The sequence below is a fragment of the Bosea sp. NBC_00550 genome (assembly GCF_026020075.1).
Classification (GTDB): domain Bacteria; phylum Pseudomonadota; class Alphaproteobacteria; order Rhizobiales; family Beijerinckiaceae; genus Allobosea.
The window spans coordinates 1,783,544-1,810,084 of the sequence record NZ_CP102772.1 but is presented as its reverse complement, the minus strand read 5'-3'; the positions used below and the strand labels follow the sequence as shown (position 1 = coordinate 1,810,084).

Here is a 26,541-nt window from a genome sequence, read left to right as displayed (position 1 = left end):
CAGGCGCTGCCGCCTTCGAGCTTTCGGGAAATGGCGCCTTCTAGCGGTTTTTGGCTGCGCTGGGACGTTCTTCCAGCCAAAGCCGCAAGGCTTCGGCATTGTTCCGGGTCTCGTCCTTGGCGGCATAGAGCAGCGTCACCGGCCCTTGCGCCAGTTTCTCCTCCAGCGTGGCGAGGGCTGCCTGCGCCGATGCGCTGCCGAGTTCGGCGGCATAGGCGGCGCGAAACTCGTCCCAGCGGTCGGGATGGCCGTGGAACTCATGCCGGAGAACATCGCTGGGCGCGATATCCTTCAGCCACATCTCGATCCTGTCCTTCGCGATTCCGCGCGGCCAGAGGCGATCGACCAGGATTCGCATGCCGTCGCTCGGCAGGGGCGGGTCGTAAACACGCTTCACGATGAGCTGCGACATGCTCTGGCCTCCGACGAGACGGGCGACAGGGCTCAGATCAGCCCGAGGCTGCGGAAGCTCGCATGGCCGTCGCGCCCGACGATGATGTGGTCGTGAATGGCGATGCCGAGCGGCTTGGCGATGTCGACGAGCTCGCGGGTCATCCGCATATCGGCACCCGAGGGCGTCGGGTCGCCAGATGGATGGTTGTGGACGAGGATGATGGCGGAGGCCGAGAGTTCCAGCGCCCGGCGCATGACCTCGCGCGGATAGACCGGCGTGTGGTCGACCGTGCCGGTCTGCTGCACCTCGTCGGCGATGAGGGCGTTCTTCTTGTCGAGGAACAGGATGCGGAACTGCTCGCGCTCCGCGAAGGCCATTGCCATGCGGCAATAGTCGAGCACCGACGACCATGAGGAGAGGACGGGCCGCTTCGAGACGGCGCCCTTCGCCATGCGCTGCAACGCGGCCGCAACGACCTTGAGATCGAGCGCCACGCCCTCGCCGACGCCCTTGACCTCGGTGAGGCGGGTGATCGGGGCGCCCAGTACCTCGGCGAAGGAACCAAAGCGCTGGATCAGCTCCTTGGCGAGCGGCTTGACGTCCCGCTGCGGGATCGAGCGGAAGAGCAGCAGCTCGAGCAGCTCGTAATCGGGCAGGGCTTCCGCGCCGGTCTCCTGGAAACGGGCGCGCAAGCGGTCGCGATGGCCGTGATAATGCGGCGTCGCGGCTTTTGCATCGGCGGCTTCGGCAAAGGCGGCAAGAGGGCACCTTGCGCGGCCCCTTGCCGGTGCCGACACTCATCGCGCGGTGAGCGGATTGTCGAAGCCGCCAGGCGAGAGCGTGAAGATCTCGCCGCCGGTCTCCGTGACGCCGATCTGATGCTCGAACTGGGCGGAGAGCGAACGGTCGCGCGTCACGGCTGTCCACCCGTCGGAGAGCACCTTCACGCCGGGCTTGCCGAGGTTGATCATCGGCTCGATGGTGAAGACCATGCCCGGCTTCAGCTCGATGCCCTCGCCGGGGCTGCCGTAGTGCAGGATGTTCGGCGCATCGTGGAAGAGACGGCCGATGCCGTGGCCGCAGAAATCGCGCACCACCGAGCAGCGCTCGCCTTCCGCATAGCGCTGGATGGCGAAGCCGATGTCGCCGGTGGTCGCGCCGGCTCGAACAGCCTTGATGCCGCGCAGCAGGCTTTCATAGGTGATCTCGATCAGCCGCTCGGACTTCCGCGAAATCTCGCCGACGGCGTACATCCGGCTCGAATCGCCGTGCCAGCCATCGACGATCAGCGTGTAGTCGATGTTGAGGACATCGCCCTCGCGCAGCGGCTTGTCGTCGGGGATGCCATGACAGACGACATGGTTGATCGAGGTGCAGATCGACTTGGTATAGCCGCGATAGAACAGCGTCGCCGGGTAGGCGCCGTTGTCCATGGCGAACTGGAAGGCGAGATCGTCGAGGCGCTGGGTGGTTACGCCGGGCTTGACGTAGGAGCCGAGCATGTCGAGGCCCTCGGCCGTGAGCCGGCCGGCCTTGTGCATGGCCGCGAAAGCCTCGGGGCCGTGAATCTTGATGGCAGGTTCGCGTGAGCGCGACCGGCCGATGGTGTCTTCGAATGTCATCGCGCCCAGGAAACTCCTTGCCGACATATCTATTGCGTTTGGCGGAGCGTGCAAGCCGCTTGCGTCATCGGAGGAGGCCGAGCTGCCGCGCCAGTGTCGAGGTCACCTGCAGCTGACGTAGGTGCGCTCCAAACATGCCCTTGCGTTCAGAATTTCATTACGTTGCCATGGTACTGCTTTCGTCGTTTTCGATCCGCTCGACTGCCTCTTGAACCATGCACGCGCCGGCCAGAACATCGTCGTTCGCTTATTACGGGGATGATGCGCCGAGCGCGCTCGATGCCCTGGTTCTCGATCTCGCCATGGCGCGCGGCATCGCGGAGGTCATGAGCGTCGTTCGCCGCAACGCGCGCGGACTGACCGGAGCAGACGGCATCAGCTTCGTCCTGCGTGAAAGCGGCCGTTGCTACTACGCCGACGAGGACGCCATCACGCCGCTCTGGAAAGGCCAGCGCTTTCCGATGGAGACCTGCATCTCCGGCTGGGCCATGCAGCGCGGTGAGGTCGTCGTCATCGAGGACATCTACGCGGATGATCGCATTCCGCATGCTGCCTATCGGCCAACCTTCGTGCGCAGCCTCGTGATGGTGCCGGTGCGGCACGAGGATCCCGTGGCTGCGATCGGCGCGTATTGGGCGCATTGTCATCGCCCGGCGCCGGAGGTGATCCGGACTCTGAGGCGGATCGCCAACAGCGCCGCCGTCGCCATGACCAACATCGCGCTGGTGAACTCGCTGTCCGTCGCGCTGGAGGCGGCGGAACGGGCGAAGGATGCCATCATCCTGGCCATGGCCTCGCTGGCGGAAACGCGCGACAACGAGACGGCGAACCATGTCCGGCGTACGCAGCACTACCTGCGGGCCCTGGCGAGGGCGGCCTGCGAGCGCGGGCTGTACGCGGATCAGCTGGACGATGGGATCATCGATCTGCTCTTCAAATCCGCGCCGCTGCACGACATCGGCAAGGTCGGCATTCCCGATCGCATCCTGCTCAAGCCGGGGCGGCTCGACGAGGCCGAGCGGGCCGTCATGCAGACGCACGCCGAACTCGGGCGTCAGGTCATCGTCAATGCCGAGCGGCATCTCGGCACATCGAGCTCGTTCCTGCAGGTGGCCAAGGATATCGCCTTCACGCATCACGAGCGTTGGGACGGGGACGGCTATCCGCGGGGGCTCGCCGGCAAAGCCATTCCCCTGACGGGGCGGTTGATGGCGATCGCGGACGTCTATGACGCGCTGGTCACGGAACGCGTCTACAAGGCGGCGATGTCTCACGAGGAGGCCGTCGCGGTCATCCTCGGCGAGCGTGGCAGGCAGTTCGATCCGGAGCTAATCGATGTCTTCCGGGAGATCGCGCCCGTCTTCGAAACGATCTTCGGGCAGTTCGCGGACGCTGCATAGCTTTGGGCAGCAAGCGGGGAGACGGCTGGCGCAGCGGCGCTGTGAGGTGTATCAGGCTGGCGCAATGGCCATGATCATCGAACAATCCCAGGCGGAAGAGCGGCCCTACGGCGCCTTCGCTCCGAAAGCCTATCTCGCCCGCATCATCGCGCGGACGCGTGCGGCCTCCGATTCTTTCTTCGGGCGCAAGATCGCCTATGCGTTGCGCCGCCTCGGCCTGCGCTCGCTGAACGGCGCTCCGGTCGATATCGAGGCGCTCGGCGCCAAGATGCGCCTCTATCCGGACGGCAATGTCTGCGAGAAGCGCGTGCTGTTCACGCCGCAATATTTCGACGCGGTCGAGCGCGAGATGCTGGCCGCGCGGCTGCGTGACGGTTTCACCTTCATCGATGTCGGCGCGAATATCGGCGCCTATTCCCTGTTCGTTGCCGCCCGTGCGGGGCGCGGCGCGCGGATCCTCGCAGTCGAACCGCAGCCGGAGATCTTCGCGCGGCTCGCGTTCAACATCGCCCAGAACCCGTTCGGGACGGTCAAGGCGGTGGCCTGCGCGTTGGCGGACAAGCCCGGCGAGCTGACCCTGTTCATCGACCAGACCAATCGCGGCGAGTCGAGTGTGCGCATCCTCAATTCGAGCGCGGGGATAGCGGTCCGGGTGCCGGCCATGACGCTGCTGGCGCTGGTCCAAGGCGAGGGTTACGAGCGCATCGATGCGATCAAGCTCGATGTCGAAGGGGCCGAGGACATCATTCTCGAACCGTTCCTGCGCGATGCGCCGGAGTCGCTCTGGCCCGGCTTCGTCATCATCGAGGATTCCCGCCAGCGCTGGCAGAGCGACCTCGCGGGGCTCTTGACGCGCAGCGGCTACAAGCTTGTCGCCCAGACGCGGCTCAATCTGGTCTTCGAACGCAAGCGCGCCTGAGCAGCGCGATCGCGTTGCATCGGGGCGTTCGCCGCGCTGCCCGGGCGCCGCGCGACGACGTCTTACCCCGTTGTTTTCGTATCGGCATTTCCCCGAAAACCGCGTTCCACTTTTTGGGCCGATGCTCTAGCTCTTGTATCGAGAGCCAGGAGCGCCGCGATGACCACCAGTGAAGCCAGCCCGTCAGCCGCCATCGTCACGGCCGCGATCCTGGTGATCGGCGACGAGATCCTGTCGGGGCGAACGAAGGACAAGAACATCGGCTATATCGCCGAGTATCTCACCAATATCGGCATCGAGCTGCGCGAGGTTCGGGTCGTTCCGGACGTTACCGACGAGATCGTCGCGGCGCTGAATGCCCTGCGGGCTCGATTCACCTATGTCTTCACGACGGGCGGCATCGGTCCGACCCATGACGACATCACCGCCGATGCTGTCGCGGCCGCCTTCGGCGTCTCCATCGATTACGATCCGCGCGCGGTCGCGATGCTGTCGGAGCGTTTCTCCCCGGCCGATCTCAACGAGGCGCGCATGCGGATGGCGCGCATTCCGGCCGGGGCCGAACTGATCGCCAATGCGATCTCCAAGGCTCCCGGCTTCAATATCGGGAATGTCTATGTGATGGCCGGCGTTCCGGCGATCATGCAGGCGATGCTGGATGTCGTCGCCCCGACATTGCGGACGGGGACGAAGGTCCTGTCGGATACGGTTCAGGCCGGCCTGCGCGAGGGCGATATCGGCGGTCCGCTGGCGGCGATCGCCAAGGCCCATCCAGCGGTTTCGATCGGCTCCTACCCGTTCTGGTCGGATACCGGGCCCGACACGAATATCGTCGTCCGCTCCCGCGAAGCAGACAAACTCGAAGCGGCGATAGCCGACGTGAAATCTATGATTGCGATTGAAAAATCCAAATCCAAATCATGACAGATATATGATAGAATTATTTCAGTAAAATAATGGATTTTCTCTTATTTTGGGCTCCGATGCTGTACGGCATGGTTCAATTGTCACATCGAACATTGCTTTGATATAGTATCCAATCGTATTGGAAGTTCTTGTTTGATGTGATTTGATGTGATTAACTACATATACATCATTCATAAACAAGTTGATGTAATGATTCGCGAGTAGTCGAAAAGAATTCGGCTTCCCTCGCCATGTCTTCGCGTGGCGAGAGTTCGATGACGGCTTTCATGACGGCGCTCGCCCGAGACGAAGCCTGACGCGCGGGCCGCGCCAAAAGGGGGATATGGATGTCGCTCTTTTCCGGCCTTTTCTCGAACAGACATGCTGCGGGTCAGCTTGATGCGATCAACCGATCGCAAGCGGTGATCGAGTTCGACCTCGACGGCAAGATCCTGGATGCCAACGACAATTTCCTTGCCGCCATGGGTTACGCGCTGGCCGAAGTGAAAGGCCAGCATCACAGCATGTTCGTCACGCCCGAAGAAAAGGGCAGTGCGAGTTACAAACAGTTCTGGGCCGATCTCGGACGCGGCGAGTTCTCGCGCGGGCAGTATCTGCGGGTCGGCAAGGGCGGCAAGGAAGTCTGGATCCAGGCGAGCTACAACCCGATCATGGGAGCCGGCGGCAAGCCGAAGAGCGTGATCAAATACGCGTTCGACGTCACCGAGCAGAAGAACCGCCTCGCCGATCTCGAAGGGCAGCGTGCCGCGATCGACAAGGCTCAGGCCGTGATCGAATTCGACCTGACCGGCAAGATCCTGCATGCGGACGAGAATTTCCTCAGTGTGCTCGGCTATTCGCTGGCCGAGATCGCGGGCCAGCATCACCGGATGTTCGTCGATGCGGCCGAGCGGGAGACACCGACCTATCGCGCCTTCTGGGAACGCCTGGGCCGTGGCGAGTACGACGCCGGGCAGTACCGGCGCGTCGGCAAGGGCGGCAGGGAGATCTGGATCCAGGCGAGCTACAACCCGATCCTCGACGCTCAGGGCCGCCCGTACAAGGTCGTGAAGTTCGCGACGGACATCACCGCGACCTTCAAGGGCAAGCAGCTCGAATCCGCCGTCAGGGAGACGAGCGAGGTCATCGCGCTCGCCAAAGGCAAGGACCTGACCGGGCGCGTGCCGCTGGACGGCAAGAGCGGGGAGGTCGCGACGCTCTGCGCCGGGGTCAATGACCTGCTCGATACGCTGGCGGATGTCGTCGGCTCGGTCCGCGACATCTCGGCGCGCATCGACGGCGCTTCGCTGAAGATCACCTCCGACAGTCAGCAACTGGCCGAGCGTACCGAGGCGAACGCATCGAGCCTGCAGCAGACTGCGGCGACGACGGAGGAACTCGCGGCCTCGGTCAAGCACAGCGCCAGCAATTCGAAGATGGCGGTGCAACTCGGCAACGAGGCGAGCGAGGTCGCGGCCCGCGGCGGCGCCATCGTCACCGAGGCGGTCGAGGCGATGGGGCGGATCGAGCAGGCCTCGTCCGGCATCTCCGAGATCATCTCGATGATCGACGAGATCGCCTTCCAGACCAATCTGCTGGCGCTCAACGCCGCGGTCGAGGCGGCGCGGGCCGGCGATGCCGGGCGGGGCTTCGCAGTGGTCGCGACGGAGGTGCGGGCGCTGGCCGCGCGCTGCAGTGAATCCGCCAATGGCGTCAAGGCCTTGATCGCGAATTCTACGCAGCAGATTCAAGCTGGCGTCGGGCTCGTCAAGGATGCCGGCACGACGCTGCGCGAGATCGTCACCGCCGCGTCGAAGGTGGCCTCGACCGTCAGCGAGATCTCGCAGGCGACGACCGAGCAGGCCAACGGCATCGACGAGATGGCCCGCACCGTCGCGCATATGGACGAGATCACCCAGCAGAACTCGCTGCTGGCCGAGCAGAGCGCCCGCGTCGCCCGCGACCTCCAGCAGGAGACCGAGGCTCTGAGCACGATGGCCGGCTCCTTCCGGCTCGGAGGCGAGTATTCGAGGCCTATGGCACAGCTTGTTCATGCCGCAGCTCCGATGCTGCGCGCGGTGCCTTCTGCCGGGTCGCCCCTGCGCGGCCGAAAGGTGGCTTCCGGCGGCGGAGCGGATGGCTGGGCTGAATTCTGAGCCGCAATAAAGGGCTTCGCCTGGGGATGTTCGGCGCGTGCCTCTTGTCAGGCGCGCGCCGATAGGCTTTTCGGTCGGAAACCGGCGTTCTTCGCGCCGCGATCAGCCCGGAGCGCATGCCATGGCCGAACCGTCCTCGAACAAGGCTTTCCCGGTTTCCTGGGACCAGTTCCATCGTGATGCCCGCGCGCTGGCCTGGCGCCTCGCCGACAAGGGCCCCTTCGAGGCGATGGTCTGCATCACCCGTGGCGGGTTGGTGCCGGCGGCGATCATCTGCCGCGAACTCGGTCTCAGGATGATCGAGACGGTCTGTGTCGCGAGCTATCACGACTATCGCAACCAGACCGAGCTCAAGGTGCTCAAGGACATCGCGCCGAACATCAAGGCGATCGGCGACGGCAAGGGCAAGGGCGTGCTGGTCGTGGACGACCTGACCGACACCGGCAAGACGGCGCGAGTCGTGCGCGAGATGCTGCCGAACGCGCATTTCGCCACGGTCTATGCCAAGCCCGCCGGCGTGCCGACGGTCGACACCTTCGTCACGGAGGTCAGCCAGGACACCTGGATCTATTTCCCCTGGGACATGGCTCTCACCTATGTCGAGCCCATTGCCAAGGGGCATCAGGGCTGAGCTTCCCGGCCGCTTTACTGCGGCGGCCGACTGACGGCGCTTTCTGCGCTTCCGCGGCTCAACCGACCGAGGGCGAGCGGAAGGCGACCAGCATCCCGGTGACCACCACCGCCATGCCGACAAGCTCGGTAGGCGAGGGGCTTTCCGCCAGGAAGAGCGCGCTGGAGGTGGCGGTCGCAATCGGCACCAGCGGTAGGAACAATGTCGCCTTCGCCGCGCCGAGCATCGCCACGGTGCGGGCGTAGAGGTAGAGCGCGACCACGCCAACCAGCACACCCTGATAGACCGCCTGCAGCAGCAGCTCGGCGAAGGGCGCCCGCATCATGTGGACGGGCAGCACAAGGGCGACGATCACGAGCAGCGGCACGGAGAGCAGGCAGGAGGCGGCGGTGACGTCGAGCGAGCTCACACCCCAGCGCTTGGCGAGAAGCCCGAAGATCGCCCACAGGAGGGCGATCAGCACGAAGAGCAGGTCGCCGATCCAGGCATCGGGCCGTGCAGGCGTCACCGCCAGCGCATCCCGCGAGAAGATGCCGATGCCCAATACGATGATGCCCAGGCCGACCATCCGCATCCGCCCGGCGCGTTCGCCAGTGACGAGGAAGACCAGCAGCGCGGTGAAGACCGGGATCAGGCCGGGCGAGATGATCGACGAGTGCAGGGCCGGCGCGAAATAGGCGCCGCCGACAAGGATCAGGCTGTAGAGCGGGCCGATCAGAAGCGCCATGACCCCAGCCCGCGGCCAGCCGAGCGAGCCGACCGGAAAGGGGCGCATGTTTCGGAGCGCCCACGGCAGCAGCACGGCGGCAGCCGAGGCGAAGCGCAGGATCGTGACGTCGGCCGGCGTCAGGTCGATCAGCATGGCGTGCCGCGACACGACCGCCTGAACGCCCCAGATCACCGAGGTCAGCAATCCGCAGAGGATGCCGAGCCATTGCGCGCGGGAGCTCATATCGTGGAGGCCTTGTCGTGACTTGAGAGGCGAGGGCGCGGCGAGCGCGGTGGCGCCGCTATGCCTTTCGGCTGAGGTCACGGCAATGGCGCTGCGCGCAGCCCGCCCCGGCGTGCCGCCCTCATCCCATTCAGTCCAACGGCTGGCCGGTCGCGCCTGTCATCAGCTTTTCCGCATGGGTGCGGATATCCTCCGGCCATGTCCGGCTGTGCTCCGCGAAACGCTGGCCGTCGCCGGCGAAGAGGGCGCGCGAGGCTTCCTCGAAACCTTCGCGATCGCCCGCCATGGCCGACATGAAGGCGTAGGCCGCGGCCTGCGCTGCCCGCGCCTGGCTGCGTCCACCATCGTTGCGGCGGGCATCATCGACGAGGCGTCGCAAGACCTGCGAGGCACCGCCTGGCTGCTGGCTGAGCCAGTCCCAATGGCGCGGCAGCAAAGTGACTTCGCGGGCGACGACGCCGAGCTTGGGCCTGCCGCGGCCGCGCGGCGCCTCAGAGCTGGCTTCCGGCAGCTTTCCACCGAGGCGCGCAGCGATTTCGATATCGCTGCCGCGCAGGTCGAGATCGACGACCTTCCCGGTCGCGTCGTCGAAGGTGAGGATGGATGCGGTGGGATCGGCTGCCAGTGCCGCCTTCACGGCGAGCGCGACATCGAGCAGCGAACCGCTGGCGAGGCGGCTGGAGCCGCGAAAGGCGGTGCAGGCACTGGAAGGATTGTTGGACATGAGGGCTCCTTGCTCGGCCATCCTATTACCCGGGTCTTTTTCATTGCGCAATATGATCCGGGTAAAAATATCCGAAGGGCGGCTTCTGTTCCCGCTTGCGGTGACCGTCGTCCGATGATGCAATGCAACACGAGATGGCCGCGCATGCGAATTCGTGGTTGCAGGCACGGGATGCGCGGGAGGGGAAATAGCCGTGACGATCGCGACGGATAATCGGCCGGACTCCGGCATCGAGACGCTTGCCGCGGAGCTGCTGACCCGCATCGAGCAGGCGCGCAGCGATTCCCGCGACGACCCCTTTGGCAATCCGGTGCTGCGGGTGACGCTCTGGCTGACCCGGCTGATGGACCGGGGCGAATTGAGCGTCGATGAAGCGGGCGAACTCGTGCGCCATCTCGGGCGGCAGGCGCTGCGGCAGCGCGCCGGGCGGGTCTCGCGCTATGTCGGGCTCGACAAGGACGAGGCGGCCGTCTTCGCCGCATTGGCCGAGAGCCTGGCGAACAAGGCCGCCAGCTTCGCGGATTTCCGGCAGCAGTTGGAGCGGGCGCGTTTCGCCGCGGTGTTCACGGCGCATCCGACCTTCGGCATGACGCGCCCGCTCTGCCATGCGCTGGCCGACCTCGCTTCCGGCGGGACGCAGGGCGACGCTGTCGTCGACGAGCCCGGCCTCAGCTTCCGCCCCGATGGCCGCATCACCCTGCAGGACGAGTTCGAGCAGGCGCGTTTTGCGGTGCGCCAGGCCCGCGACGCGATCGACCGCATGAACGCCGCGTTCTTCGCGGTGGCGCGAGCACGCTGGCCCGAGGACTGGACGAGGCTCGCGCCGAAGCCGGTGACGCTGGCCTCCTGGGTCGGCTGCGACACGGATGGGCGCACCGATATCGGCTGGTGGGACACGCTGCGCTACCGATTGGAATCGAAGAGCGGGCAGTTCGCGCGCATTCTCGAAAAACTGCCGCAGGCTCCCGCCACGGAAGCCGTGCGCAGGCTGGTCGGCGAAGCGCTCGCGGCCGTCGAAAGGCAGCTCGCGCTGGCGCCGCCGATCGGGACGCAGCCCTCGCTCCAGGCCTTGCAGGCCTTTGCGCTTGCACTCGTGCATGAGCGCGAGACCGCTTTGCCGGAGGCCTCAGGCTTGATCGAAGCGCTCGACGCTGCGCTGGCCGAGGCGTCCGACGAAGAGACCAGGCTCGCTCTGGCGCTGATCCGGGCCGGGTGCCTTGCCCATGGCGTCTCGATCGCGCTGCCGCATTTCCGGCTCAACGCCTCGCAGCTCCACAACGCGCTGCGCTCCGTGATCCCGCTGGAGGAGGAGCCGGGCGAGCCGGCGCAGAGGCGGGCCTTTCTCGCCGCCGCCAATACCGCGCTCGGCAAGGTCGAGCCGGTCGCGGTCGATTTCGGCGCGCTCGCGGCCGAGCGCGCCTCGGCGGCGCGCATGATGATGACGATCGCGCAGATCGTGAAGCATCTCGACGGCTCGAAGCCGGTGCGTTTCCTCATTGCGGAAACCGAGACCGGCTACACGCTGCTTTGCGCGCTCTGGCTCGCCAGCCGTTTCGGCATTGCCGATCTCGTCGAGATCTCGCCGCTGTTCGAGACGTCGGACGCGCTGGAGCAGGGGCCGCGCATCATCGACGAGGCGCTGCGCAGCCCGCATTTCCGGGACTATCTCAAGCGCCACGGGCGGCTGTGCATCCAATTCGGCTATTCCGATTCCGGGCGCTATATCGGGCAGGTGGCCTCGACTTTTTGGGTCGAAAGGCTCCGCATCCGCATCTGCGAGCTGCTCGCCCGCTACAAGCTCGACGATGTCGAACTGGTGATCTTCGATACGCATGGCGAGTCGGTCGGCCGGGGCGCCCATCCCGACAGCCTGGCCGACCGGCTGGCCTATCTCGACCCCGCTTTCGCCCGGCAGGCCTTCGCGCAGGCCGGCATCAGGACGGTGCGCGAGACGAGCTTCCAGGGCAGCGACGGATATCTCCTGTTCGGCACGCCGCAGCTCGCGGGCGCAACGGTCGGGCGTATCGCCGAGGCGGTCTTCGCGCCTGTCGAAAGCATCGACGATCCGATCTATGACGAGCCGGATTTCGCCAGCGAGTTCTTCCAGACCGTGCGCGAAGAGATGAACGCGCTGGTCGACGACCCCGGCTATGCCGCACTGATCGGGACCTTCGGACCCTCGCTCCTCGACAAGACCGGCTCGCGCCCGGCCGCCCGGCAGAGCGATGCCGGTGGGCCGACTCGAATCCGCCATCCGCGCGAGCTGCGCGCCATCCCCAACAACGCCATCCTCCAGCAGCTCGGCTGGATGGCGAACAGCATGCACGGCGTCGGCCATGCCGCCTCGCGCTCGCCTGACCTGTTCCGCGCGATGCGCGAACGCTCCGACCGCTTCGACCGGGCTTACCGCCTCGCGGCCCATGCGATGGCGCATAGCGACCTCGACGTGCTGCGCGCCTATCTCGACTCGCTCGACCCCGGCAGCTGGTTCGACCGGGCACGCCGGACGGTGAGGGAAGGGCGGCGCGACGAATTGCTGGCGGTTGCCGATGCGCTGTCGCGGCTGGAACTGGCGCCGGCGCTGCGCCGCCTGTTCTGGCGGCTTTCGGCCGATGCGCTGAAGCTCCGCGCCGCGGCGGACGATGTCCCCCAGATGCCAGCGCGGCTCATCGCGCTGCATGCGCTCAGGCTGGCGGCGATCCACCGGATCTGGCTCGCCTTCGCCCATATTCCGGATTTCCGCCCGCATGCGGGGCTGACGCGGGATGACTTCGTCGAAAGGTTGCTGCGCCTCGACGTGCCCGCCTGCCTCGCGCAGATGGCCGCCATCTTCCCGCGCGATCCAGACCCGACCATCGGGCTCGATTTCGGCGAGCCGCCGGGCCCGCGCGAGGGCGGCACCTACGAGGCGCTGCATCGCGACGTCTTCGCACCGATGCTGGCGCAGTTCGAGCTGATCCGCGAGATTTCCGGCGCGATCCAGCACGAGATCGGCGCTTTCGGGTAGCACCGGTGTGACGAGAGAGCTCTGGTTTTGGGGATGCTCGGGTCAAGCCCGAGCATCACGCCTGTCCCGGACATTGAAACCCAAGCCGATCTCATTAGTTTGGCCGGCAGGGGAAACGCCGACCGGGAGACGAGCCAGACATGGCCGCCACCAGCTTCGACGCCGCGGCCGCGCGGATCACGATCTTTCGCGCGTTGCTCGAGGCTACGGCCCGGCACGGCAAGAGCCGCATCGCACTGGAGGACCCCGAACGCCAGCCGATCACCTATGGCCGGCTGGTGCTGGGCGCGCTGGTGCTGGGGCGCAAGCTGGCGGCGTTCACGTCGCCGCGCGAGCATGTCGGCGTGCTGCTGCCGAACATGCAGGGCATGGCGGTGACGCTGTTCTCGCTCATCGCCTATGGTCGTGTGCCGGCGCTGCTCAACTTCACCGCCGGTGTCCGCAACCTGCGCGCGGCGGCGGAACTGGCGCAGCTCAAGATCATCGTCACCTCGCGCCGCTTCGTCGACCAGGGCAAGCTCGACGACGAGATCGCGGTGCTGGGCGAAGGGCGCCGCGTCATCTATCTCGAAGATGTCCGCAAGCAGATCACCAGCTTCGACAAGGCGCTCGGCGCGCTGCAGAGCCTGGTGCCGGGGCTCGCCCACCGCTCCTACGAAGCGCAAGCCGACGAGGCGGCGGTGATCCTCTTCACCTCGGGCACCGAGGGCACGCCGAAAGGCGTGGTGCTGAGCCATGCCAATATCGTCTCGAATGCGCGGCAGGTCTTTGCCCATGCCAGCGGGGCGATCTCGGAGCGGGACGTTTTCATGAATCCGCTGCCGGCCTTCCATTCCTTCGGGCTAACGGCCGGCCTTATGGTGCCGCTGCTGCACGGCATGAAGGTCGTGCTCTATCCGAGCCCGCTGCACTACAAGCAGATGCCGAAGCTGATCGGCGAGACGAAGGCGACCTTCCTGCTGGCGACCGATACGTTCCTGCAGGGATATGCCCGCGCTGCAGAGCGGAACGATCTCGGCAGCGTGCGTTACGTCGTCGCCGGGGCCGAACGGGTCAAGGCCGAGACGCGACGGATGTGGGAGCCTTACGGCACGACCATCCTCGAAGGCTATGGCTGCACCGAATGCTCGCCCGTCATTGCCGTCAACACGCCGGCCGCCATCCGCGACGGCACCGTCGGCAAGCTGCTGCCTGGCATCGAGGCGAATCTGGAGCCGGTGGAGGGCATCCACGAAGGCGGGCGGCTCACCGTGCGCGGACCGAACATCATGGCCGGTTATCTCGACCCCGAACAGCCCGGCCGCGTCATCCCGCCCGAGGGGGGCTGGCACGATACCGGCGATATCGTCGTGCTCGATGACGGATTCGTCGCAATCCGGGGCCGGGCCAAGCGCTTCGCCAAGCTGGGCGGCGAGATGGTCTCGCTGGCGGCTGTGGAGACCATGGTCTCCAAGCTCTGGCCGGACCAGAACCATGTCGTCGTTGGCCTGCCCGACGCGCGCAAGGGCGAGCAGCTGATCCTCGTCACCGAGAAGCCCGACGCGGACCGTGCGACGCTGCAGGAGGCTGCGAAGGAGCAGGGCTTCCCGGAGCTATGGGTGCCGCGTGCGATCCTGGTGACTCAGGCCATCCCCGTGCTCGGCAACGGCAAGATCGACTATGGCGCGACGCGCGAGCTTGCGGCCTCGCGACGCTCGCTACTGTAAAGCCACAATCGTAATGTTGTTGCATCGCATGATGATCCCTGCCTCGATTCTCGCCACCCTGCGCGTCGCCACGCTTGCACCCGTCCTGTCGTTCGCGAACCCTACCGATCTCGCGGCTCAGGCCCCCGGAAACACCTATGTGCGCCGCGACGAGTGCATCGCGGCTGGGCTGCTGACGGCGGAGCAATGCGAGTTTGCCTATCGCAACGCCAGGGCCGAGTTCGAGCAGCGCGCGCCGCGCTATGCCTCGCGCGCTGCATGCGAGCGCAGCCACAAGCGCTGCGGGGCGCAAATCGTCTCTGCCGGCGGCTGGGAATCCTTCGGCAAGGGCGGCGCGACCTATGTTCCGCGCTTCGTCGGCGTCAGGGTGACGGGCGAGGGCGCCGCGCGGCGGACGCTGCCGGTCGTCGAGGGCGGCACCAAGGTCGCCTTCGTCGGACGGCCGGTGACGGAGCTGCTGGACAAGGTCTCCGGCCGGCAGGGCGTGATCGGGCTGACGAGCAGCGTCGGCCGTGGCTCCCATGGCCATGCCGGGCAGCCCTCCGGCACCTATGTCAAGCGCGGCGACCGCGACGACACGATGCGCGTGCCGATGGAGGAGAAGAGCATCGGATCGGACGTCAAGCCCGGGCTCTATGTCGATCCCGACGGGGTCGAGTGGTACAAGCCGGCGCGCCCGCACTGAGGATCGTTCTCGACCGCTTCGCAGAGGCTTGCGCGCATCGAGCCCGCCCGCTATCGCTGTCGCGCTCGCGGACGTGGCGAAACTGGTAGACGCACGAGACTTAAAATCTTGCGCCTTCAAAGGCTTGCGGGTTCGAGTCCCGCCGTCCGCACCAATCTGACATTGCGACGATTCACAAGCGCCACTGTCTAGGCGGTTCGTGGATGCGAGATTGAGCCGGCGCAGGTGCATGCACGGGTCAGGCTGACCCGCGCTTGCGGCTGCGAGCCTCAGGCCTTCCGAAAAATGAGGCTGAGATTGTTGGCCGGCATCTCGATGATCTCCGGCGAGCCGAAACCATTTGCAGAAGCCAGAGCGGCCACATCGCCGAGCTCTCGCAGGCCCCATTCAGGGTCGCGGCTGCGAAGGCTTTCGTCGAAGGCGGCATTGCTGGGCTCGAGGGGACGGTCGGAGCGGCGATAAGGGCCGTAGAGATAGAGCGGGCTGCCGGTCTTCAGCAGGCGTCCCGCCTGGCGGAACAGGCCCTCCGCCGCCGTCCAGGGCGCGATATGGATCATGTTGATGCAGAGGATCGCGTCGGCTGAACCGATCGGCCATTCCTGCGCGCTCGCGTCGATCATCAGCGGCGGCAGAATGTTGCCCAACCCTGACTCCCGCGCCCAGGCAGCGATGCTTGCCAGCGCATCGGCCATCGGATCGCTGGGCTGGAACGAGAGGGCGGGCAGCGTCTCGGCAAAATGAACGATGTGTTCGCCCGAGCCGCTGGCGACCTCCAATACGAGCCCGGAAGGCGGCAGCATGTCTCGCAATACGGCAAGGATCGCGTCGCGGTTGCGCTGGGTAGCAGGGGCTCGCAGGCGCCGATCGCCTCCCGCCTGATCCGCTTGTGTCGGTTGCCAGAAGGTGGGCCTGGTCATCATTCGCTCACAAATCTTTCGTCGCGCCCATCGCGTTGGGGCAACGATCCGCTATAAGGGGGCTCGAAGCGAGCTGCCAAATGTTGCAGCTTCGCAGCAAACGGATTGGTTTTGTTAACCGAAATCCTGGTCGTCGTGGCGCTGACGGTCATCAATGGACTGCTCGCCATGTCGGAGCTCGCCGTCGTTTCGTCGCGGACGGCACGCCTCAAGGTCCTCAGCGACCAGGGCAACAAGGGCGCCACGACGGCGATGCGCCTGGCCGAGGATCCCGGCCGCTTCCTCTCCACCGTTCAGATCGGCATCACGCTTGTCGGCGTTCTGTCCGGCGCCTTCTCCGGCGCCACGCTCGGCGCGCGCCTTTCCGAATGGCTGGGCACCCACGGCTTCTCGCCCTCCGTCTCGGACACGCTCGGCGTCGGCCTCGTCGTGGTCGCGATCACCTATCTCTCGCTGATCCTGGGCGAACTCGTGCCGAAGCAGGTCGCCTTGCGCGACCCCGAGCGGGTGGCTGCGCGCGTCGCGCCGGCGATGGCCCTGATGTCGAAAGTCGGCGCGCCGCTGGTCTTCCTGCTCGATATCTCCGGCAAAGCCGTGCTCGCCCTGCTCGGACAGAAGGGCGAGTCCGAGGAGAGAGTCACCGAGGAGGAGGTGCGCACCATCATCGCCGAGGCGGAGACCGCCGGCGTGCTGGAGCGGGACGAGCGCGAGATGATCGCGGGCGTGATGCGCCTCGCCGACCGCTCGGCGCGCGCCCTGATGACGCCCCGCCGCGAGGTCGAGGTCATCGACCTGTCGGACCCTCCTGAAGAGTTGCGCGAGCAGCTCAAGGCGAGCCGCCGGTCCCGGCTGCCCGTCCAGGACGGCGAGTCGGACTCGATCATCGGTGTCGTCCTGATGAAGGACCTGATCGACTTCCTCGCCGTGGGCGATACGGAGCAGCTACGCCAGCACGTGCAGGAAGCACCGGTGGTGATGGACACCGCCGACTCGCTGCATGTGCTGCGCGAGATCCGCTCCAGCCGCGTGCACATGGCGCTGGTCTTCGACGAGTACGGCCATTTCGAGGGCATCATCACGCCGGGCGACGTGCTCGAGGCGATCATCGGCGCCTTCCAGGAGGAAGAGGAGGACGAGCCGGCCATCGTCACGAGGGCGGACGGCTCCTACCTCGTCGCAGGCTGGATGCAGGTCGATGAATTCTCGCACGAGCTCGGCATCCAGATGCCGCGCGATGCCGATTTCCAGACGGTCGCCGGTTTCGTTCTGGCCGAGATGAACCACCTCCCCAATGTCGGCGAGACCTTCGACAAGGGGCATTGGCGCTTCGAGGTCGTCGATCTCGATGGTCGCCGGATCGACAAGATCCTGGTCAGCCGGATCGAGGCGTAGCCGTCAGCGGCGTGGCTCGTCCGGCTCGATGATGCGGTATTCGGCGTCGATCACCTCGATGCGTTCCGCCGGCTGCGGCCTGCCTGCAAAGGGGCCGCCACGGTCGAAGCCCGCCGCCTTCAGCTTGGCCTTGAGACGCCAGACCGCGATCGCGCCGGCTATGGCGACGATGGGGATCAGGATCAGCGCCAGGCTGGCGGCGACCAGGAACAGGGTGATGCCGACGACGAAGCTCGCCGCCATGGCGAGCCATGCGGCCCAGCGCGGCATTGCGCGGGTGCGGCCGTTGAGCTGGTCGTAGAGGTTGACGCGGATCATGTCTTTTTCATTCCTTCCCGCAGGGAGAGATAGGGATGAAATGCGGCGATGGCGAGATCAGCCCTCGTCACGCCAATCGTAGAGCCAGCCGTAACGGTTGCGTAGCCCCTCGGGTCCGAGTCGCTTCAGCGCGAAATCCCGGGCGATGCTGAGCGGCCAGCCGAGATGGTAGCTGCGGCCGTTGCCGCGGCTTTCCTCCTGCACGCGGGCGACGCGCCTCGCGCGGGCGGCGGCATAGCTCGCGATCGCCGCCGGCACGCCGGCTGCGCCTTCGCTGCCGAGCTTCTCGGCAAGCAGCCGCGCCAGCACGGCGGCGTCCTCGATGGCGAGGGAGGCGCCTTGCGCCAGGAAGGGCAGGATGGGGTGGGCGGCGTCGCCCATCAGCGCGATCCGGCCTTGGGCCATGGCCGCCGGCTTGCGGTCGAACAGCGACCAGACCTGCCAGCCTTCGGCAGCTCCGGCCAGTTCGCGCAGCGCCGGTGAGGCGCCTGCGAGATGCTCGGTCACGATCCGGCGCTCGCCGTCGCGCGACCAGCCCTCGCGAGCTTCCTTCGCCTGGCGGACGACGACGATGTTGATCTGCTTGCCGCCGTCGACGGGGTAATGCACGGCATGGCGACCCGGCCCCAGGTGAAGCGTCACCCGCGGCTTGTCGACTGCGCGCGCCGGAACGACTGCGCGCCAGGCTTCATAGCCGGTGAAGACTGGCGGCGAGGGATCGCCGGTGAGATCGCGGACGCGTGACCACAACCCGTCGGCGCCGATCAGGCCGAGGCTCTGGATGGTCTCGCCAGTGCCGCTCTGGCCGCTGAGCGTGACCGAGACGCCGTTCTCGCTCTGGCTGACCTCCTGCACGCCGCGGCCGACCATCAGGCGGATGTTCGGCATGGCACGGGCGGCGTCGAGCAGGACGGTGTGGAGATCGCTGCGCTTCAGCATCCGGAACGGCGTCGGCATGCGCTCCGGGCTGGAGGGCATTTCCAGCAGCTCCGAGCCGCTGCGCCAGCGCCGGATCATCAGCCCATGCGAGGAGACGCTGACGCGCTTCAGCGGCAAAGCGAGATCGAGCGCGTCGAGCACGCGCCCGGAATTCGAGGTGAGCTGAAGGCCTGCACCGGATTCGCCGAAGCCGGTGCGCTTCTCGACGACGGTGGAGGCGATGCCGCGGCGCGCCAGCGACAGCGCCATGGTCAGGCCGCCGATGCCGGCGCCGGCGATGACGAAATGAGGAGCGGACACGGGGGCGATGCCTTTGATGAACGGTCGAAAGGAGAGGTGCGGGTGCCCCTCAGAACCCGCGCCATCGACGAATTGGCATGAGGGTCAGGCCGCCTTGGCGGCGTCCTGATAGGCGCATTCCGGGGGATTGCACTGAGAGCCCTTGAGCGACGGTTCGTATTTGAACAGCGTCGAGCAATAGGGGCAGATGATCTCGTGATCGGCGCCCATGTCGAGGAAGACATGCGGATGGTCGAAGGGCGGCTTGGCGCCGATGCACATGAACTCATGCGCGCCGACATGGATGACGGCGACGCCGGGATCGTTGTGGAAATGCGGAATGCCTGTCGCGGCCATGGTCGTCGCTCTTCGAAAGCCTGGAATTCGCGCGCAACCTATCCCGTCAGCCGGCCGGACGCCAGTGCGGGATTCGCATCAGCGCTCGCGCAGGCAGCTCTGGGCGAGTTCGGCCACGCGTGTGCCTTCCTCCGGCGAGAGCAGGTCGTCGAGCGCCTTCTGCCAGAGCTTCTCGCGCTTGAGCCCGTCCATCGTACAAGCGCAAACGGCGCGGCAGAGCCGCTCCGGGACATCGGGACCGCAGCCGCGCTGGCATTCGGCCCGGAAGGCGCGCTCGCCCGGCGAAGGCGGCGGCACGAACTGGACCACAAGCGTCAGGAAACCGATGAAGAGCGGCTGATGCACGAGATAGACGAGCAGGCTGTGGCGCCCGCCCCAGGCGATGATTCGCACCGGTCGCGCGGTCGGTCGCCAGCGGGCGAAAGCCGTAGCGGCAAGGCGCGGCAATAGCAGGCGCGCCAGCACGATACCCGTCAGAACGCAGCCGAACCACGGAAAGACCGGCACGAAATCGGCCGTCTGGAACGGCGCGCGCGAGAAGCCGAGCCAGGACATCCAGGGTGCGTCGAGCAGCGGGTGAGCGATGAAGCGTGGCAGGGCGAAGGCCAGGACTGCCGACAGCGCCACGACGACCACAGGCAGCCGCAGGAATGGCAGGGCGAGCAGGCTCGCCAGCGCGATGTGGTGGAGGATGCCGAAGAAGATGAAGTTGCCCGGCATGGCGAACCAGGTGCCGAGCGTGACCAGCGCGGCGGCGCCGGCGACCATGGCGAGGCGCTTCAGATAGGCGCGGCGGTTCAGGCCCTTTTGCGTCGCGAGCACGAGGCTGAAGCCGACGATCGTCAGGAAGGAGCCGGCGATGCAGCGCGCGAACAGCCGCCAGCCGGGCTCGGCGACGATATCGGTCTCGATCAGCCCGAAGAAGGAGAGATCATAGGCGAAATGGTAGACGAACATCGCCAGTAGCGCGACGCCGCGGGCGATGTCGACGAAGGCGAAGCGCGGCGATCGGGTGTCAGCGGGGGAGACGACTGTTGCGCTGGAGGCGGTCTGGCTCATGGCGACGTTTCATAAGCAAGCTGCGCGGCAGCGGCTACCCAAAGCGGCTTCGCCATGGCAGGGATGAGTGACCCCTTCCGATCGTCCGGCCTCGATATCCGCATGCAGAGCTTCTCCTCCGACGGCGTGAAGATCGCCTATATCGACCTCGCGCCCACAGGCGACGTCTCGCAGCATCGGACCGTCGTACTGGTACATGGCTTCGCTTCCTCGCACATGACCAACTGGGTGAACACCCAGTGGACGAAGACGCTCACACATGCCGGCTATCGCGTCGTCGCGCTCGACGATCGCGGCCATGGCGAGAGCGAGAAGCTCTACGATCCCGCGGCCTACTCGTCCGACATCATGGCGGAGGATGTCCGCCGGCTGATGGATCATCTCGACATCCCGCGCGCGGCGGTGATGGGCTATTCGATGGGCGCGCGCATCTCGGCGCATCTGGCATTGGCGCATCCGCGCCGGCTCGACGCGCTGCTGCTCGGCGGGCTCGGCATCCATCTGGTCGAGGGCGTGGGGCTGCCGCTTGGCATCGCCGATGCGATGGAGGCACCGTCGCTCGACGAGCTGACCGACCCGATGCAGCGGATGTTCCGGGCTTTCGCAGAGCAGACGAAGAGCGACCTCAGGGCACTCGCGGCCTGCATTCGCGGCTCGCGCCAGACGCTGACCGCCGCGCAGGTCGGGCAGATCGCCATGCCGACCCTGATCAGCGTCGGCACGAAGGACGATGTTTCCGGTTCCGGTCCGGAGCTGGCAAAGCTCATTCCCGACGCGGAATCCTTTGCGATCGAGGGGCGCGATCACAATCTCGCCGTCGGCGACAAGAGCCACAAGCAGGCCGTTCTCGACTTTCTCGCGCGTTTGTGAGAACGTCCCGGGCGAATAGAGGCGCTCTGGAAAAGCAGGCGACGCCAATGTGTTGTCGACGTTCCCTAAAACACTGATTCCGCCGCCTCGCTTTTCGATTCAACTTCGTTCGGCTTGACCTTTGGTGCGGGTGCCAGCTTAGGGCTAGGCTGTCCTTCCGCCGAACGACCATCTCCGGAGAATGATCATGCCGTCAGGGCGCTCCGCCGTGGAAGCACGGGATCCTGCAACTGGCCTCGACCGGCTCGACCCCGTCTGGTCGCGCCTGCGGGACGAGGCCGAGGCCGCCGTCGCCACCGAGCCGGCGCTCGGCACGCTGATCGTCGCCTCCGTGCTGAACCAGCCGAGCTTCGAATGCGCCGTCGCCCATCGCGTCGCGGCCCGGCTCGGCCATCCGGCCGTGACGGCCGACCTGATCGAGCAGGGCTTCACCGAGGCCATGACGGACGACGAGAAGATCGGAGTCGGCATGCGCGCCGACGTGATGGCCGTGCTCGACCGTGACCCGGCCTGCTACCGCGTGCTCGAGCCGGTGCTGTTCTTCAAGGGTTTCCATGCCCTGCAAGCCCATCGCCTGGCGCATTGGCTCTGGATGCGGGATCGCCGGGATTTCGCGCTTTATCTGCAGGCCCGCTCCTCGGAGGTCTTCCAGACCGACATCAACCCGGCGGCGAAGATCGGCAAGGGTATCTTCCTCGACCATGCGACGGGCCTGGTCGTCGGCGAGACGGCGGTGATCGAGGACGATGTCTCGATGCTGCATGCGGTCACGCTGGGCGGCACGGGCAAGCAGGGCGGCGACCGCCATCCCAAGATCCGCAAGGGCGTACTGATCGGTGCCGGCGCCAAGATCCTCGGCAATATCGAGGTCGGCCAATGCAGCCGTGTCGCAGCGGGCTCGGTGGTGCTGGCGGCTGTGCCGCGCAACAAGACGGTGGCGGGCGTGCCGGCCAAGGTCGTCGGGGAGGCCGGCTGTGCCGAGCCTTCGCGCTCGATGGACCAGATCCTCGAAGGCGATTGCGGCGCCTATATCTGAACGCCGCTGTCCTCCGAGCCGGCGAGCCATTCCATGATCTCCAGCCGGTGCGCATGCGCGCCGGGGCCCATGGCGGGTGCCAGCGTCAGCCTGTCGGGCATTGGCATCGCCTGCCGGAACGGGGCGGCAAGCCGGCCCGCCGCAAGATGAGGCGCGACGAGGCTCATCCGGCCCATCAGGATTCCCGAGCCCGATAAGGCGGCATCCAGCGCCAGGCTGTAGAGCGAGAAGGCCGGGCCGCGCCCGGCATCGATCTTCGCGTCCGGTGCCGCGAAGGCGAGCCAGCGGGCCCAATCGCCGCGCCAGACGGCATCGTGCAGCAGCGTCTCTCCGGCGAGATCGGCCGGCGAAGCGAGCCTGCCGGCGATGGCGGGCGTGCAGACCGGCAGGATGGCGTCGACGCCTGACTGCACGGCGCCGGCTTCGGCGGCTTCCCTGTAGAACAGCGAGAGATCATAGGGCTCCCGGCGCGGATCGGGCGGCTCTTCCATCGCGGCAACCGAAATCTGCAGATCGGGAAAAGCGCGATGGAGCGCCGGGAGGCGTGGCGAAAGCCAGAGCTGGGCGATGCAGGGCAGGGCCGCGATGGCGAGCGGCCGGTTCGGCTCGGCCTCGCGCAGGGCCTGGACGGCCTGGCCCAGCATGTCGAAGCCACGCGTCAGCCGCGGCAAGGCTTCTCGCGCGGCTTCGGTGAGCGCGACGCCCTGAGCCAGCCGGCGGAAGACCGGGAAACCAAGAGCGGCTTCGAGCTGCTTGATTTGCTGGGTGATGGCGCCGGCTGTGACGCTGAGTTCATCCGCCGCCTTGGTGAAGCTCTCCAGCCGTGCCGCTGCCTCGAAGGCGCGCAAGGCGTTGAGTGAGGGCAGCCGTGGGCGGGGCGGCTTGACGGGCATGACGGATTTTCGGACCGAGGTTGAGGTTTTCTCAGCCTGCGAGCGAGCAATACTCGTTTGCGCAAGCGTCTGCAAACCGCTGTTATGCCGGCACGCAACAGCAGATGTTCGGGAGACGGGGATGACGGCACTGGGCAGGCGCGAATGGGTTCCGCAGGCGAGCGAGGACTATGTGCTGAAGGTCGCGGGCGAGACGGCGAGCCAGCCGCTCGATGCGATCGCGGCGCGGATCGAGGCGCTGGCAACCGAGAACCGCATCATCCATGAGCGTGACTGCATCAACCTCAACCCCGCCACCAACGTGATGAACCCAAAGGCCGAGGCGCTGCTCTCGGCCGGGATCGGCGCGCGGCCCTCGCTCGGCTATCCCGGCGACAAATACGAGATGGGGCTGGAGGCCATCGAGCAGATCGAGATCATCGCCGCCGAGCTTGCGGCCGAGGTCTTTGGTGCGAAATATGCCGAGATCCGCGTGCCTTCGGGCGCGATCGCCAATCTCTATGCCTTCATGGTCGCGGCGAAGGCCGGCGACTGCATCATCGCGCCGCCGGGCGAGATCGGCGGACACGTCACCCATCACGGCGCGGGCGCGGCCGGGCTCTACGGCATCGTCACCCATCCGGCGCCGGTCGATCCGGTGAACTATACGGTCGATATCGAGCGGCTGCGGGCCAATGCGCTCCGGCTCCGGCCGAAGCTGATCTCGATCGGCGGCAGCCTCAACCTGTTCCCGCATCCGATCCGCGAGATTCGGGCGATCGCCGACGAGGTCGGCGCGCTCGTGCTGTTCGATGCCGCGCATATGTCGGGCATGATCGCCGGCCATGGCTGGCAGCAGCCGCTGGAGGAGGGCGCCCATCTGATGACGATGAGCACCTATAAGAGCCTCGGCGGGCCACCTTCGGGCCTGATCGTGACCAATGATGCCGAGATCGCGCGGAAGCTCGACGCCATCGCCTATCCCGGCCTCACCGCCAATTTCGACGCGGCGAAATCGGCCTCGCTTGCGGTCTCGCTGCTCGACTGGAAGGCGCATGGCCGCGCCTATGCGCGGGAGATGGCGAAGACGGCGAAGGCGCTGGCCGAGGCGCTGTCCGAGCGACAGGTGCCGATCTTCGCGCGCGACCGCGGCATGACGACCTCGCACCAGTTCGCGATCGAGGCGGCCGTCTATGGCGGCGGGCAGGCGGCGGCGAAGCGGCTGCGCGGGGTCAACATCCTCTCCTGCGGTATCGGCCTGCCGCTGCCGGCGGTCGATGGCGACGTGAACGGGCTCAGGCTCGGCACGCCGGAGATCGTCCGCTTCGGCATGACGGCGGCCGACATGCCGGAACTGGCCGGGTACATCGCCGAAGGACTCAACGGCTCGCGCCCGGCTGAAGCGGTGGCGAAGGACGTGACTGCATTCCGCGCCCGGTTCCGCGAGCTGCATTTCATGCGTTAGGCAAAGACTCCTGACGGCTCGGTGACGATCACGAACCTCCGGCCGGTGCGAAGAAGCACAGCAGCTCGCCGGCATCGTTGATGCAGAGATGCCAGTGGCCGTCCGGGGCTGGCGTAGCCTTGTCGTAGGGAATCTCGAGCTTCAAGGAAGCGCGCCGCTCCTTCGGCCACATCGGATGCTCTCCGGGGGCGATAGTCACGATGAAACCCGTTCGACTTTCTCGCACGGATTCCGCCTCGATCGGCGCGCAATCCGCGCCGGAGCAGCAGTAGAATGGGTATTCCCAGCCGCTTGGAGACTGATGGGAGAGTGCGCGTGTCGCCCCCACAGACAGCAAAGCCGCCAGGGCGAGTGGAGCGATCATGCGCATCAGCCAGCCCTCGCGCCTGAAGGTGCGGTGCGAAGGCGGCGAATGCGTGGCGCGTTGGTCTCGGCTCCAATCGCCGGCGAGTGCGGCTAGGCCGTTGCCTTCCCGACGTAGCGCGCCAGCATCTCGGCGCGCATCGCCTGCTCGTCGACGAAATGTGCTCCGCCGAGCTGGACCGAGCGCACGGCGCCAGCGCCATCGCGTTGCAGCTCCGCCGGCTCGCCGGGGCTGTTGAAGCCGGAGGCGCGGGTGATGCGGCCGCGATCCGGGGCTTCGAGCATGATCTCGGCCGCATCGAGGAAGGGTGTGAACAGGGCCGGGTTGGCGACCAGCACATGTTTGGCGACCGGAACGAGATCGCCGGCACCCCAGATGCTCCACCAGCGCCCGGACCAGTCCTGCGCCTCCGCCGGCGGGGCGCCACGTTCGGCGAAGGTCTTCAGGATATGGGCGACGCCGTCGAGCCAGGGATGGGCGAGGCCGTCGATGGCGTTGGTCAGGACCGAGATGGTGAGATCCTGCTCCGGGAAGACGCCGGTGCGGGTGATGAAACCCTGGAAGCCGCCGGAATGGCCGAACCAGCGCCAATCGCCCTCGCCGCCGGAGATCGTGCCGAGCCCGTAATGCCGGCCGAGGCTGGCTTCGTCGTCCGGCCAGAGGCGGCGCGTCATCTCGCGGCGGCTCAGGGGCGACAGGATGCTGGTTTCGGCCTTCGGCGAGAGCTGCGCGAAATAGCGCGCGACATCCGCCACTGTGGCAACGAAGCCGGCGGCCGAGGTCATGGCGTGGCCGGGATTATCGGCGGGGATGACGACGCGCCGGCCGAGAGGCTGCGTGCCGCTATGGCCCTTCGCCATCGGCCTGTGGCCCCAGAGCTCGATATCGGCCTTGGTTTCGAGCAGTCCGACCTTCGTGACGACCTCGTCCGTGATCCATTCGCTGTAGCTCAGCCCCGTCACCGCCTCGATGACGAGGCCGAGCAGGGCGAAACCGTGATTGGAGTATTTGAAACGCTGCGAAGCCGGATAAGCCGGGGCAACCGAGAGGTCGGCCAGCAGTTCCGCCTTGCTGCAATAGGGCTTGCGGTCGAAGAACTGGCCGCTATCGCGCCCGTCGCGTGTCAGGCCGGCGCTGTTGGAAAGAACCTGGCCGACGGTCGCGGCGGTAATCTCGGGGTGCAGCCCGTCGATGAAGCGGCCGACCTTGTCGTCGAGCCGCAGCCGTCCGTCCTCGACCAGTCGCAGGATGCCGGCCGAGGTGAAGCTCTTGGAATGAGACGCGATGCGGAAGCCATGGCGCGGGGTCAGCGCCTCGCCGGTTTCGATATTTGCACTGCCGAAGGCGGCTTCGAGCACGATCTCGCTGCCGCTCGCGATCGCGACGGCGCAGCCGGGCTGATCGTGGTGGCGACGCTGGAATTCGAGCCAGCTCGCGACATAGGCGAGGGCGGGGGCTAGCCACGGCTTCATCGTCGGGGTCCGTCAGGGTTGCGGCAGGGCGAGAACATGGCACGATTCCGCAGGCGTCCGGCAAGCGGCGCGGGCGGTGGGCCGTCATGCCCGTAGCGG

Annotated in this window: 25 protein-coding genes and 1 tRNA gene; 13 read left to right on the top strand and 13 right to left on the bottom strand. The window is 66.6% G+C overall.

What is annotated here, in order from left to right; translation table 11 throughout:
- Positions 1-40 precede the first annotated feature (40 nt).
- From NWE53_RS08615 to map, 3 genes are read right to left on the bottom strand one after another with little or no spacing between them, the layout of a single operon-like run.
- Positions 41-412, bottom strand: coding sequence for a DUF488 domain-containing protein (locus NWE53_RS08615; RefSeq protein ID WP_265053915.1), 372 nt, complete (start codon positions 410-412; stop codon positions 41-43).
- Positions 413-444: 32 nt separating this feature from the next.
- Positions 445-1,191, bottom strand: coding sequence for a RadC family protein (gene radC, locus NWE53_RS08610; RefSeq protein ID WP_442864992.1), 747 nt, complete (start codon positions 1,189-1,191; stop codon positions 445-447).
- A complete protein-coding gene (gene map, locus NWE53_RS08605) occupies positions 1,192-2,016 on the bottom strand; it encodes a type I methionyl aminopeptidase (RefSeq protein ID WP_265053913.1) in 825 nt (274 codons plus the stop codon).
- 215 nt (positions 2,017-2,231) lie between these two features.
- Here map and NWE53_RS08600 point away from each other — a divergent pair, with 215 nt between their 5' ends.
- The 5 genes from NWE53_RS08600 (at position 2,232) to gpt (ending at position 8,028) form a co-directional block, all read left to right on the top strand.
- The gene (locus tag NWE53_RS08600) at positions 2,232-3,416 is read left to right on the top strand and encodes a GAF and HD-GYP domain-containing protein (protein WP_265053912.1); all 1,185 of its coding nucleotides are present in this window, start codon (positions 2,232-2,234) and stop codon (positions 3,414-3,416) included.
- Positions 3,417-3,486: 70 nt separating this feature from the next.
- A complete protein-coding gene (locus tag NWE53_RS08595) occupies positions 3,487-4,335 on the top strand; it encodes an FkbM family methyltransferase (protein WP_265053911.1) in 849 nt (282 codons plus the stop codon).
- Between the two features lie 159 nt (positions 4,336-4,494).
- Positions 4,495-5,259: a competence/damage-inducible protein A gene (locus tag NWE53_RS08590; protein WP_265053910.1), complete on the top strand. Its 765-nt coding sequence runs from the start codon at positions 4,495-4,497 to the stop codon at positions 5,257-5,259.
- A gap of 329 nt (positions 5,260-5,588) precedes the next feature.
- The gene (locus tag NWE53_RS08585) at positions 5,589-7,397 is read left to right on the top strand and encodes a methyl-accepting chemotaxis protein (protein ID WP_265053909.1); all 1,809 of its coding nucleotides are present in this window, start codon (positions 5,589-5,591) and stop codon (positions 7,395-7,397) included.
- A gap of 121 nt (positions 7,398-7,518) precedes the next feature.
- Entirely contained in the window at positions 7,519-8,028 is a 510-nt protein-coding gene (gpt, locus tag NWE53_RS08580; RefSeq protein ID WP_265053908.1) for a xanthine phosphoribosyltransferase, read from the top strand.
- A 58-nt stretch (positions 8,029-8,086) separates the two neighbouring features.
- On the opposite strand, the gene NWE53_RS08575 is transcribed toward gpt, so the two are convergent.
- The gene (locus NWE53_RS08575) at positions 8,087-8,980 is read right to left on the bottom strand and encodes a DMT family transporter (RefSeq protein WP_265053907.1); all 894 of its coding nucleotides are present in this window, start codon (positions 8,978-8,980) and stop codon (positions 8,087-8,089) included.
- A 130-nt stretch (positions 8,981-9,110) separates the two neighbouring features.
- Complete coding sequence (locus tag NWE53_RS08570; RefSeq protein ID WP_265053906.1) at positions 9,111-9,704, bottom strand: DUF2239 family protein; 594 nt, start codon at positions 9,702-9,704, stop codon at positions 9,111-9,113.
- 193 nt (positions 9,705-9,897) lie between these two features.
- On the opposite strand from NWE53_RS08570, the gene NWE53_RS08565 reads away from it, so the two are divergent.
- The 4 genes from NWE53_RS08565 to NWE53_RS08550 all read left to right on the top strand — a co-directional run bounded on the left by NWE53_RS08565 (position 9,898) and on the right by NWE53_RS08550 (position 15,256).
- Positions 9,898-12,711, top strand: coding sequence for a phosphoenolpyruvate carboxylase (locus NWE53_RS08565; protein ID WP_265053905.1), 2,814 nt, complete (start codon positions 9,898-9,900; stop codon positions 12,709-12,711).
- Between the two features lie 140 nt (positions 12,712-12,851).
- Positions 12,852-14,417 (top strand): AMP-binding protein, encoded by a 1,566-nt coding sequence (locus NWE53_RS08560; protein WP_265053904.1) that lies wholly within the window; start codon positions 12,852-12,854, stop codon positions 14,415-14,417.
- A gap of 28 nt (positions 14,418-14,445) precedes the next feature.
- On the top strand, positions 14,446-15,102 hold the full coding sequence (locus NWE53_RS08555) for a DUF1190 domain-containing protein (protein WP_265053903.1): 657 nt from the start codon (positions 14,446-14,448) through the stop codon (positions 15,100-15,102).
- Between the two features lie 67 nt (positions 15,103-15,169).
- Positions 15,170-15,256: transfer RNA gene (locus tag NWE53_RS08550), tRNA-Leu, on the top strand.
- Positions 15,257-15,371: 115 nt separating this feature from the next.
- On the opposite strand, the gene NWE53_RS08545 is transcribed toward NWE53_RS08550, so the two are convergent.
- Positions 15,372-16,019, bottom strand: a complete 648-nt coding sequence (locus tag NWE53_RS08545; protein ID WP_265053902.1) for a class I SAM-dependent methyltransferase — start codon at positions 16,017-16,019, stop codon at positions 15,372-15,374.
- A 126-nt stretch (positions 16,020-16,145) separates the two neighbouring features.
- Here NWE53_RS08545 and NWE53_RS08540 point away from each other — a divergent pair, with 126 nt between their 5' ends.
- Entirely contained in the window at positions 16,146-17,411 is a 1,266-nt protein-coding gene (locus tag NWE53_RS08540) for a hemolysin family protein (RefSeq protein ID WP_320109580.1), read from the top strand.
- Positions 17,412-17,414: 3 nt separating this feature from the next.
- On the opposite strand, the gene NWE53_RS08535 is transcribed toward NWE53_RS08540, so the two are convergent.
- The 4 genes from NWE53_RS08535 to NWE53_RS08520 all read right to left on the bottom strand — a co-directional run bounded on the left by NWE53_RS08535 (position 17,415) and on the right by NWE53_RS08520 (position 20,363).
- A complete protein-coding gene (locus tag NWE53_RS08535; protein ID WP_265053901.1) occupies positions 17,415-17,729 on the bottom strand; it encodes a hypothetical protein in 315 nt (104 codons plus the stop codon).
- Positions 17,730-17,786: 57 nt separating this feature from the next.
- Positions 17,787-18,968: an FAD-dependent monooxygenase gene (locus NWE53_RS08530; protein ID WP_265053900.1), complete on the bottom strand. Its 1,182-nt coding sequence runs from the start codon at positions 18,966-18,968 to the stop codon at positions 17,787-17,789.
- Positions 18,969-19,052: 84 nt separating this feature from the next.
- A complete protein-coding gene (locus tag NWE53_RS08525; RefSeq protein WP_265053899.1) occupies positions 19,053-19,304 on the bottom strand; it encodes a zinc-finger domain-containing protein in 252 nt (83 codons plus the stop codon).
- 78 nt (positions 19,305-19,382) lie between these two features.
- Positions 19,383-20,363: a heparan-alpha-glucosaminide N-acetyltransferase gene (locus NWE53_RS08520; RefSeq protein WP_265053898.1), complete on the bottom strand. Its 981-nt coding sequence runs from the start codon at positions 20,361-20,363 to the stop codon at positions 19,383-19,385.
- A gap of 102 nt (positions 20,364-20,465) precedes the next feature.
- On the opposite strand from NWE53_RS08520, the gene NWE53_RS08515 reads away from it, so the two are divergent.
- Complete coding sequence (locus tag NWE53_RS08515) at positions 20,466-21,233, top strand: alpha/beta fold hydrolase (RefSeq protein ID WP_265054845.1); 768 nt, start codon at positions 20,466-20,468, stop codon at positions 21,231-21,233.
- Between the two features lie 187 nt (positions 21,234-21,420).
- On the top strand, positions 21,421-22,269 hold the full coding sequence (cysE, locus tag NWE53_RS08510; RefSeq protein WP_265053897.1) for a serine O-acetyltransferase: 849 nt from the start codon (positions 21,421-21,423) through the stop codon (positions 22,267-22,269).
- Here cysE and NWE53_RS08505 read toward each other — a convergent pair.
- Positions 22,260-23,162 carry a LysR family transcriptional regulator gene (locus NWE53_RS08505; RefSeq protein ID WP_265053896.1) on the bottom strand — a complete coding sequence of 301 codons (903 nt, stop codon included), beginning with the start codon at positions 23,160-23,162 and terminating at the stop codon, positions 22,260-22,262. The genes cysE and NWE53_RS08505 overlap by 10 nt on opposite strands.
- Positions 23,163-23,283: 121 nt before the next feature.
- On the opposite strand from NWE53_RS08505, the gene NWE53_RS08500 reads away from it, so the two are divergent.
- Positions 23,284-24,606 (top strand): serine hydroxymethyltransferase, encoded by a 1,323-nt coding sequence (locus NWE53_RS08500; RefSeq protein WP_265053895.1) that lies wholly within the window; start codon positions 23,284-23,286, stop codon positions 24,604-24,606.
- A gap of 28 nt (positions 24,607-24,634) precedes the next feature.
- Here the strand turns inward: NWE53_RS08500 and NWE53_RS08495 are convergent, their stop codons facing one another.
- Both NWE53_RS08495 and NWE53_RS08490 read right to left on the bottom strand, forming a co-directional pair.
- Positions 24,635-24,976 (bottom strand): hypothetical protein, encoded by a 342-nt coding sequence (locus NWE53_RS08495; RefSeq protein ID WP_265053894.1) that lies wholly within the window; start codon positions 24,974-24,976, stop codon positions 24,635-24,637.
- 86 nt (positions 24,977-25,062) lie between these two features.
- Entirely contained in the window at positions 25,063-26,442 is a 1,380-nt protein-coding gene (locus NWE53_RS08490; RefSeq protein ID WP_265053893.1) for a serine hydrolase domain-containing protein, read from the bottom strand.
- Positions 26,443-26,541: the final 99 nt, after the last annotated feature.

Bases quoted from the DNA above. Each gene is read 5' to 3' on its own strand.
- NWE53_RS08615 (WP_265053915.1), bottom strand. From the start codon at position 412: ATGTCGCAGCTCATCGTGAAGCGTGTTTACGACCCGCCCCTGCCGAGC.
- map (WP_265053913.1), bottom strand. From the start codon at position 2,016: ATGACATTCGAAGACACCATCGGCCGGTCGCGCTCACGCGAACCTGCC.
- NWE53_RS08600 (WP_265053912.1), top strand. From the start codon at position 2,232: ATGCACGCGCCGGCCAGAACATCGTCGTTCGCTTATTACGGGGATGAT.
- NWE53_RS08595 (WP_265053911.1), top strand. From the start codon at position 3,487: ATGATCATCGAACAATCCCAGGCGGAAGAGCGGCCCTACGGCGCCTTC.
- NWE53_RS08590 (WP_265053910.1), top strand. From the start codon at position 4,495: ATGACCACCAGTGAAGCCAGCCCGTCAGCCGCCATCGTCACGGCCGCG.
- NWE53_RS08585 (WP_265053909.1), top strand. From the start codon at position 5,589: ATGTCGCTCTTTTCCGGCCTTTTCTCGAACAGACATGCTGCGGGTCAG.
- gpt (WP_265053908.1), top strand. From the start codon at position 7,519: ATGGCCGAACCGTCCTCGAACAAGGCTTTCCCGGTTTCCTGGGACCAG.
- NWE53_RS08575 (WP_265053907.1), bottom strand. From the start codon at position 8,980: ATGAGCTCCCGCGCGCAATGGCTCGGCATCCTCTGCGGATTGCTGACC.
- NWE53_RS08570 (WP_265053906.1), bottom strand. From the start codon at position 9,704: ATGTCCAACAATCCTTCCAGTGCCTGCACCGCCTTTCGCGGCTCCAGC.
- NWE53_RS08560 (WP_265053904.1), top strand. From the start codon at position 12,852: ATGGCCGCCACCAGCTTCGACGCCGCGGCCGCGCGGATCACGATCTTT.
- NWE53_RS08555 (WP_265053903.1), top strand. From the start codon at position 14,446: ATGATGATCCCTGCCTCGATTCTCGCCACCCTGCGCGTCGCCACGCTT.
- NWE53_RS08545 (WP_265053902.1), bottom strand. From the start codon at position 16,019: ATGACCAGGCCCACCTTCTGGCAACCGACACAAGCGGATCAGGCGGGA.
- NWE53_RS08535 (WP_265053901.1), bottom strand. From the start codon at position 17,729: ATGATCCGCGTCAACCTCTACGACCAGCTCAACGGCCGCACCCGCGCA.
- NWE53_RS08525 (WP_265053899.1), bottom strand. From the start codon at position 19,304: ATGGCCGCGACAGGCATTCCGCATTTCCACAACGATCCCGGCGTCGCC.
- NWE53_RS08520 (WP_265053898.1), bottom strand. From the start codon at position 20,363: ATGAGCCAGACCGCCTCCAGCGCAACAGTCGTCTCCCCCGCTGACACC.
- NWE53_RS08515 (WP_265054845.1), top strand. From the start codon at position 20,466: ATGCAGAGCTTCTCCTCCGACGGCGTGAAGATCGCCTATATCGACCTC.
- cysE (WP_265053897.1), top strand. From the start codon at position 21,421: ATGCCGTCAGGGCGCTCCGCCGTGGAAGCACGGGATCCTGCAACTGGC.
- NWE53_RS08505 (WP_265053896.1), bottom strand. From the start codon at position 23,162: ATGCCCGTCAAGCCGCCCCGCCCACGGCTGCCCTCACTCAACGCCTTG.
- NWE53_RS08500 (WP_265053895.1), top strand. From the start codon at position 23,284: ATGACGGCACTGGGCAGGCGCGAATGGGTTCCGCAGGCGAGCGAGGAC.
- NWE53_RS08495 (WP_265053894.1), bottom strand. From the start codon at position 24,976: ATGCGCATGATCGCTCCACTCGCCCTGGCGGCTTTGCTGTCTGTGGGG.
- NWE53_RS08490 (WP_265053893.1), bottom strand. From the start codon at position 26,442: ATGAAGCCGTGGCTAGCCCCCGCCCTCGCCTATGTCGCGAGCTGGCTC.